Genomic DNA, 8,774 nt, shown 5'->3' on the forward strand with positions numbered 1-8,774 from the left:
TTGGTGATTCAAATGCTGTGAGAATAGAGAGGTCTCTACACTAAAAACTGTAGTCACCAAGGTAGGCTCGGTAGTAGAAACATCTAGTCCATATCACTAGATATATACAGCATTTAATCGTTTGCGCGGATTGTAAGGATTGAGATTAAAACTTCAACAAATTTTGTCCAGATCACATAAAAAAGTACCGATGATGAGTCATTACATTTATACAAAGATCCTTGAGAAGATCATTCGCTAATAAATAACGATCAAGCCAGTTGTTCTCAATCATCTAAATATGCTACTCTTCGCCTCCATTTTTCTGACCTAATTTTCACCAGTTGCTTCTATTAGTTTTACTCGTTATCTCTTTATAGACGTAACCAACGGAACAACAATTAGAGTCAGTGCTATCTTTTATAGTGTAGGTTTATCACCTTCACTCAATCCAACCAACAGTGGAAATATACAGATGGGCAAAGGTACTCTTTACATCGTATCTGCACCTAGTGGCGCAGGTAAGTCGAGCTTGATCTCAGCAATGCTAGAAACCAATCCAACCTACGCAATGAAGGTATCTGTTTCACACACCACTCGCGGTATGCGCCCTGGTGAAGAAAATGGTGTCCACTACCACTTCGTAGAGAAGCATCATTTTGAAGACCTTATTACTAAAGGTGAATTCCTAGAGTACGCTGAAGTTTTCGGCAACTACTACGGTACTTCACGCGTTTGGATTGAAGAAAACCTAAACCGCGGTATCGATGTATTCCTAGATATCGACTGGCAAGGTGCTCGTCAGATCCGTGAACAAATGCCTCAAGCGAAGAGTGTCTTCATTCTTCCACCATCAAATGGTGAACTAGAGCGTCGTTTGAATGTTCGCGGTCAAGACAGCGACGAAGTTATTGCGAAACGCATGAGCGAAGCAAAATCAGAGATTTCTCACTATGCAGAATATGATTATGTGATCGTGAATGACGACTTTGATGCAGCCCTAATGGACTTCAGAGCTATCATTCGTGCGGAGCGCTTAAAAGAAGATAAGCAAGCAGCGAAATACAGCGGCATGCTTACAGCACTACTGGCGGAATAATCTCTGATACCAATCGTAGTAAACAACTGGTCATTCTAGCTTGTGAAAAAGCCTGATAACGTCGTTAGAATTTTTGATTGTAGGGTCACTACTTATCGAAAAATTCTGCCTTGTTCTCAAACTTTTTTTCGGCGCTATCTCTGAACACTTATTTACTGTGATTGGTATAACTAGATTTTCCATTGAGATAAGTATACGGTGATCTAGAAAGTCTCTAGTTAAACTTGTATACTTTCTCGTCATCAAAAATTTATTAGTTAATTACTATTTGGAGTCCTCATGGCACGCGTAACTGTTCAAGACGCTGTTGAAAAAGTTGGCAACCGTTTCGACCTAGTTCTTATTGCGGCTCGCCGCGCACGTCAAATGCAAACTGGCGGTAAAGATTCACTAGTGCCTGAAGAAAACGATAAGCCAACGGTTATCGCTCTTCGCGAAATCGAAGAAGGTCTTATCACTAAAGACGTACTAGATGCTCGTGAGCGTCAAGAGCAACAAGAGCAAGAAGCGGCTGAACTTGCAGCAGTAAGCAGCATCGCTCACACTCGTTAAGAACGTCATTCGAACTAATTAACCTTCCGGGCCTTTAATTTGTATCTATTCGATAGCCTCAAAGACGTTGCCCAAGAATACCTAACAGAGCCTCAAATTGAGGCTCTGCGTCAATCTTATGTGGTAGCGAGAGACGCCCATGAAGGGCAAACCCGCTCAAGCGGTGAACCATACATTATCCACCCTGTAGCTGTTTCAAGAATCCTGGCAGAAATGCGTCTGGATATCGAAACCCTGCAAGCTGCTCTGCTTCATGATGTCATCGAAGACTGTGATGTCACTAAAGAAGATCTAGAGGAAAAATTTGGCAATACCGTTGCTGAATTGGTTGATGGTGTATCTAAGCTGGATAAGCTTAAATTTCGTGATCGCAAAGAAGCGCAAGCAGAGAACTTCCGCAAGATGGTTCTCGCCATGGTGCAAGACATCCGCGTTATCTTGATCAAATTAGCTGACCGTACTCACAACATGCGCACGCTTGGGGCACTTCGTCCTGACAAAAAGCGTCGTATTGCTCGTGAAACCCTAGAGATTTATTCTCCACTAGCTCACCGTCTTGGTATTCATAACATCAAGACCGAACTAGAAGAGCTGGGCTTTGAAGCCCTCTATCCTAACCGTTATCGCGTACTTAAAAACGTAGTGAAAGCTGCGCGTGGTAACCGTAAGGAGATGATTCAACGTATCCATAGCGAAATTGAAGGCCGCCTTGAAGAGGTCGGTTTGCCTGCTCGCGTACTTGGTCGTGAAAAAAACCTGTTCTCCATCTACAACAAGATGAAAACCAAAGAGCAGCGCTTCCACACCATTATGGACATCTACGCTTTCCGCGTCGTGGTTGATACCCCAGATACTTGTTATCGCGTACTTGGTCAGGCTCACAGCCTGTACAAGCCTCGTCCTGGCCGCATGAAAGATTACATTGCGGTACCAAAAGCCAACGGCTACCAATCTCTGCACACATCAATGATCGGCCCTCACGGGGTGCCAGTTGAGGTTCAGATCCGTACTGAAGATATGGATCAAATGGCAGACAAAGGTGTCGCGGCGCACTGGTCTTACAAAGGCAACGGCTCACGCAGCAGCAATGGCACAACCGCACAGGTTAAAGCACAACGTTGGATGCAGAGCTTACTTGAGCTACAACAAAGCGCAGGTAACTCATTCGAATTCATTGAAAACGTTAAGTCTGATCTGTTCCCAGATGAGATCTTCGTGTTCACGCCGAAGGGTCGCATTGTCGAACTTCCTGCAGGCGCAACAGCGGTCGATTTTGCTTACGCGGTGCATACCGACGTCGGCAACATGTGTGTAGGTGCTCGTGTAGACATGAACCCTTACCCACTCAGCAAATCGCTGAAGAACGGTCAAACCATTGAGATCATCAGTGCTCCGGGCGCACGTCCGAATGCTGCATGGCTCAACTACGTAGTGACATCTCGTGCGCGTACTAAGATCCGTCAGGTTCTGAAAACCATGCGCCGTGAAGAGTCTATTACGCTAGGTCGCCGTCTACTGAATCACGCACTTGGCGAACACTCTATTGCCGATATCGGCCAAGAGAATCTAGAACATGTATTGTCTGACTTACGCCTAGAAAGCGTTGAAGACTTACTGGCGTCGATTGGTCTTGGTGAGCTGATGAGTATCGTTATTGCTCGTCGCCTGCTTGGTGATGCAGACGAATTGACTGAAGTAGAAAACAACAGCGACACACCGAGGAAGAAACTTCCGATCCGTGGTGCTGAAGGTCTACTACTGACGTTCGCTAACTGTTGTCACCCGATTCCAGATGATCACATCATTGCCCATGTATCTCCAGGTCGTGGCCTTGTGGTTCACCGTGAAACGTGTCCAAACGTTCGTGGTTACCAGAAAGAACCAGACAAATACATGGCAGTTGAATGGTCTGACGATTACGACCAAGAGTTCACCGCTGAACTTCAGGTTGATCTGCAGAACCACCAAGGTGCACTGGCTGAGTTAACTAACGTTATCTCGAAAACAGGCTCTAACATTCACGGTATTTCAACCGAAGAACGTGATGGCCGCCTGTACACAGTGACAATCTTGCTGACCACCAAAGATCGTGTTCACCTTGCAAGTATTATGAAGAAGCTTCGTGTGATGCCACACGCGCTGAAAGTAAGACGTCGTAAGAACTGATCAAAGTAAAGATGAGGGATTCGAGATGGCGAGATGCGAAGAACAAAAAACTTCATGACTCACTATCTTGGCTCCACATCTGCTTTTAGTTTTTTTGAATATCGATAGATAAAGCAGATGAGAGATACGAGTCTCGAGATGCGAAGAGCAAAAGCTTTTCACCACTCAGCCTTTCGTATTTCGAGTCTGCTTTAATTTTTTGTACTGCCCTATTCCTCTCATATCCCATTTACATACATCCCGTACTCGCTCTTAGTCTTTTCGTATCCCGTTTACTCGCATCCCGTATCTGCTTCTAAGCTTTATCCTGTACAAAAATCCAGTAAAATGCTTGAATAGATTATCTCTCTTACGTTTATGAGCCTTGTTATGTCACAGCTTTTATCTGCTATCCCTCTCAACTCTTTATCTGGAGTCGGCGCAAAAGTCGCAGAGAAACTGGAAAAGGTTGGGCTTAACAACGTACAAGACTTACTATTTCACCTCCCTTTACGCTACGAAGATAGAACACGCATCTATCCGATCGTAAAACTGCACGCGGGCTTATGGGCTGCGGTGCAAGGCAAGGTGATGCACGTCGATACCATTTTCGGTAAACGTAAGATGCTCGCAGTAAAGATCAGCGATGGTAACGGCACCATCACGCTGCGCTTTTTCAACTTTACGGCAGGAATGAAGAATAACTTTACCGAAGGCAAACAAGTGCATGCCTACGGTGAAATCAAGCGCGGCAATATGGGACTGGAGATTGTTCACCCTGACTACAAGTTCTTTGCACCAAGGCAGAAACCAGATGTGGAAGCGAACCTAACTCCGGTGTACCCAACCACCGAAGGGCTAAGACAAGTCACACTGCGCAACCTCACTGACCAAGCGCTCGACCTAATAGACAAAGCGGCGGTTAACGAACTTCTTCCGTCAGGTTTATACGACCACCAAATCACCCTTGCACAAGCACTGCATACCATTCATAGACCACCTCCAGGTATCGACCTAGAGCTGTTTGATGAAGGTAAACACCCTGCGCAGCTGCGCCTGATTATGGAAGAACTGCTTGCTCAAAACCTGTCGATGTTGTCTGTTCGAAGCAAAGGACAGCAAGACAAGGCGATGCCTTTTCCTCCAGTGAATACTCTGAAAGATAAGTTGTTGGCTCAGCTGCCGTTTTCTCCAACCAATGCTCAAGCACGAGTGACTAAAGAGATCGAAGCTGACCTTGAGAAGCCGCACCCTATGATGCGTTTAGTGCAGGGTGATGTGGGCTCAGGTAAAACCTTAGTCGCTGCACTCGCGGCGGTTCGCGCACTGGAACACGGTCAGCAAGTAGCCCTGATGGCACCAACTGAACTATTAGCCGAACAGCACGCAATCAACTTTGCTAACTGGTTTGAAGCAATGGGCATTCAAGTCGGTTGGCTCGCAGGTAAACTCAAAGGCAAAGCTCGTGAAACCGAACTGGCGCGTATTGCCAGTGGCGAAGCACAAATGGTGGTCGGTACTCATGCCCTGTTCCAAGAACATGTCGAGTTCAAAAACCTTGGTCTAGTGATCATTGATGAGCAACACCGATTTGGTGTCCACCAGCGATTAGAGCTGCGTGAGAAAGGCGCCAAACAAGGCTATTACCCACATCAGTTGGTGATGACCGCAACGCCGATTCCGCGAACGCTCGCCATGACGGCCTATGCCGACCTCGAAACCTCAATCATTGATGAGCTACCACCGGGACGAACACCAATTCAAACCGTAGCGATCCCTGATACCAAACGTGATGACATTGTCGAGCGAGTGCGTAATGCGTGTCTCAATGAAGGCAAGCAAGCGTATTGGGTGTGTACACTGATTGATGAATCAGAAGTATTAGAAGCTCAAGCCGCGGCTGACACTGCAGAAGAGCTGCAACGAAAGCTGCCAGATGTGAAAATTGGCTTGGTGCACGGCCGAATGAAGCCCGCTGAGAAACAGGCAGTAATGCGAGAGTTCAAGGAGAACAAGCTTCATCTGTTGGTCGCGACTACCGTGATTGAAGTGGGCGTGGATGTGCCGAATTCGAGCTTAATGATCATCGAGAACCCAGAACGTCTTGGTCTAGCACAACTGCACCAGTTACGAGGCCGTGTCGGCCGTGGTTCGGTCGCAAGTCACTGTGTATTGCTGTATCACTCACCGCTGTCTAAAACCGCTCAGAAGCGCTTAGGTGTACTACGTGAAAGTAACGATGGCTTTGTTATTGCTCAGCGAGATCTAGAGATTCGTGGCCCCGGCGAACTGCTTGGCACCAAACAGACAGGCTTGGCGGATTTCAAGATTGCCGATCTAGTTCGTGACCAGCGTTTAATCCCAGAAGTTCAGCGTATTGCACGTCATATTCACGATAGCTACCCAGACAACGCCAAGGCGATCATCAACCGCTGGCTGGGTGAACGCGATGTTTATTCGAAGGCTTAGTTAGCCCTCATATTCCGGCTTAAAACGCAAAAAGGCTTCCATCTGGAAGCCTTTTTCATGCGCGTTACTTTCATCAATCAAGAGCGAGATTCCCTACTCGTTCGTCCCTCACAATAGGGAATGACGATCAAAGTAAACTTCAATCATCAAGGTCCATGGTTAGCAATTCGTCCCCCCCGAGAGGGAAGAATGACCGAGTCGGGGGATCTCTTAACAGCTCCCTAAACCAAACTTATCGTCGGCACTCGGACATATAATAACTAGGGCTTAACCGGGAAACTGATCTGCGCCTTCAAGCCACCTTCACTGCGATTATTGACCACCACCGCACCTTGATGTTGGCTAACGATACGTTTCACAATCGCCAAACCTAAACCTGTTCCTTCACTGCCACGAGCGGTGTCACCACGTGTGAACGGTTCAAACAACTTACCGACCTGGTCTTGCGGGATCCCAGGGCCATTATCTTCAACGGTCACCCAAGCCAGTTTATTATCCGCCGTCATGCCAGTCGATACCTTGACCCAGCCATTACCGTAACGCAGCGCATTCACCACCAAGTTACTCACGGCACGCTTCATCGCGATCGGGTTACCTAGCGCAGGCTTCATTGACTCTGGAATATCGGTTTCAATCAGAACCTCGTAGCCACCCTCAGAGCTTGATACTTCACGAGCAATATCATCGACAAATACCTCTTGGAATGAATTTCGATCAACGGGTTTTAAATAATCCATAAACTGACTGATGATCTCATTACACTCTTCGGTATCACTGATGATGCCTTCCGCTAAGTAACTGTCTTCTGGCGACATCATCTCTGTCGCCAAACGAATACGCGTGAGTGGTGTACGCAGGTCATGACTGATACCCGCCATTAGTAGGGCTCTATCTTCTTCCAATTCTTGGATGCCTTTAGACATCTGGTTAAAGGCTCGAGTTACCGAGCGAATCTCTTGTGCGCCTTGAACTGGCAATGGCGGTGGAATATCACCTCGCCCGACACCTTGCGCCGCTTTCTCTAGCGCTATCAACGGACGGTTTTGCAATCGGATAAACAGCCAACCACCTGCGACAATCAACAGCGCCATGATCAGACTGTTACGAAACAGTGGTGCAAAATCCTCTTCTTGCAGCTCTGATAACGGAATACGAATTAAAGAGTTGGGTAACTGCGCAATGTCCATCCACAGCACATAGCTCTCTTTACCCAAGATCAGCCGCACTTCAGTTTCAGAACCCAGCTCCTTGGTCATCTCCTCACTCATCAGGTCGATTGCTACTGCATGGTAATACTCACCCGCGGCTTCGCTGTTTTTCGCGTGAACAGTTACCCCTAGCTGCTCAAGTACACGCTGACGTAGTGGCGCATCAATCTCGATATCACTTCCTTGGTCCAATACCAGGTTTAGCTCGTGTGCCAGAATCTTATTAAACTGCTGCAAACTTGGCATCAACGCATAGTTAAAAACCGCGTAATAAGAAAAAATTTGGCTAGCGACCAATAGCGTTAAGAAAAGCACTATCGACTGAGTAAAGGAGCTACGTATACGCATGGGGTACCCGAGATGTAGAAAGATAAAGAAAGTGTTATATGACTATAACTCTAAACCATTGTGCTGAATAGAAAACGGGCCATCGCATATTAATGAGATGACCCGTAAGATTCACAGAATCGATAAAGCTGCTGTAGAGCTTATTAAGCTGAATTACACAGCTTTGCCATCTGGAACGAATACATAACCCAAGCCCCACACCGTTTGGATGTAGCGAGGTTTGCTTGGATCTTCTTCAACTAGACGACGCAGACGTGAAATCTGAACATCGATAGAACGTTCCATTGCTGAATACTCACGACCACGAGCCATGTTCATCAGCTTATCGCGAGACATTGGCTCACGAGCATTCGTTACCAATGACTTAAGTACCGCAAATTCACCCGAAGTAAGAGGCATTGGCTCTTCACCGCGGAACATTTCGCGAGTACCTAGGTTCAAACGGAATTCACCAAATTCAACCACAGACTCTTCTGTACTTGGTGCGCCCGGCGCTTCAATGACTTGGCGACGCAGTACCGCTTTAATACGAGCAAGCAGTTCACGTGGGTTAAATGGTTTTGGCAGGTAATCATCAGCACCCACTTCCAAGCCCACAATGCGATCCACTTCATCACCCTTTGCTGTAAGCATCAGGATTGGTAGCGAGTTGTTTGCGTTTCGTAAACGACGACAGATCGATAGACCATCTTCGCCCGGCAACATTAAATCCAATACCATCAAGTGAAAATTTTCACGGGTTAACAGGCGGTCCATCTGCTCACTGTTTGCCACGCTACGCACTTGAAAGCCCTGCTCTGACAGATAGCGCTCTAACAGTGCACGTAAACGAGCATCGTCATCGACCACTAAAATTTTGTAGTTTTCTTGCATGTAATGGTTCCACCTATTAAAGCTTAAACCTAAGGTTAAGCATTCTTGGTAAATTGTATATTGGTATAAGACATTAAAAATGTAACGCGGATTTCAGTAGC

At 46.7% G+C, this 8,774-nt stretch carries 6 protein-coding genes and 1 riboswitch; of the genes, 4 read left to right on the forward strand and 2 right to left on the reverse strand.

Features of this window, described 5'->3' with window-relative positions; all coding sequences use genetic code 11:
* Positions 1-30: 30 nt before the first annotated feature.
* Positions 31-130: riboswitch (purine riboswitch) on the reverse strand.
* Positions 131-454: 324 nt separating this feature from the next.
* The 4 genes from gmk to recG all read left to right on the forward strand — a co-directional run bounded on the left by gmk (position 455) and on the right by recG (position 6,244).
* Positions 455-1,078 carry a guanylate kinase gene (gene gmk / locus AB4484_RS09605; protein ID WP_017062466.1) on the forward strand — a complete coding sequence of 208 codons (624 nt, stop codon included), beginning with the start codon at positions 455-457 and terminating at the stop codon, positions 1,076-1,078.
* 279 nt (positions 1,079-1,357) lie between these two features.
* The gene (gene rpoZ / locus AB4484_RS09610) at positions 1,358-1,630 is read left to right on the forward strand and encodes a DNA-directed RNA polymerase subunit omega (protein ID WP_009848003.1); all 273 of its coding nucleotides are present in this window, start codon (positions 1,358-1,360) and stop codon (positions 1,628-1,630) included.
* A 39-nt stretch (positions 1,631-1,669) separates the two neighbouring features.
* Entirely contained in the window at positions 1,670-3,796 is a 2,127-nt protein-coding gene (spoT, locus tag AB4484_RS09615; protein ID WP_048612458.1) for a bifunctional GTP diphosphokinase/guanosine-3',5'-bis pyrophosphate 3'-pyrophosphohydrolase, read from the forward strand.
* A 369-nt stretch (positions 3,797-4,165) separates the two neighbouring features.
* Positions 4,166-6,244, forward strand: coding sequence for an ATP-dependent DNA helicase RecG (gene recG, locus AB4484_RS09620; protein ID WP_372077800.1), 2,079 nt, complete (start codon positions 4,166-4,168; stop codon positions 6,242-6,244).
* Between the two features lie 260 nt (positions 6,245-6,504).
* On the opposite strand, the gene envZ is transcribed toward recG, so the two are convergent.
* Both envZ and ompR read right to left on the reverse strand, forming a co-directional pair.
* A complete protein-coding gene (gene envZ, locus AB4484_RS09625) occupies positions 6,505-7,800 on the reverse strand; it encodes a two-component system sensor histidine kinase EnvZ (protein ID WP_372077803.1) in 1,296 nt (431 codons plus the stop codon).
* 153 nt (positions 7,801-7,953) lie between these two features.
* Positions 7,954-8,673 (reverse strand): two-component system response regulator OmpR, encoded by a 720-nt coding sequence (ompR, locus tag AB4484_RS09630; protein WP_008218409.1) that lies wholly within the window; start codon positions 8,671-8,673, stop codon positions 7,954-7,956.
* Positions 8,674-8,774 lie beyond the last annotated feature (101 nt).

This window comes from Vibrio sp. 10N.261.46.A3, from assembly GCF_041472995.1.
Lineage (GTDB): Bacteria > Pseudomonadota > Gammaproteobacteria > Enterobacterales > Vibrionaceae > Vibrio > Vibrio coralliirubri.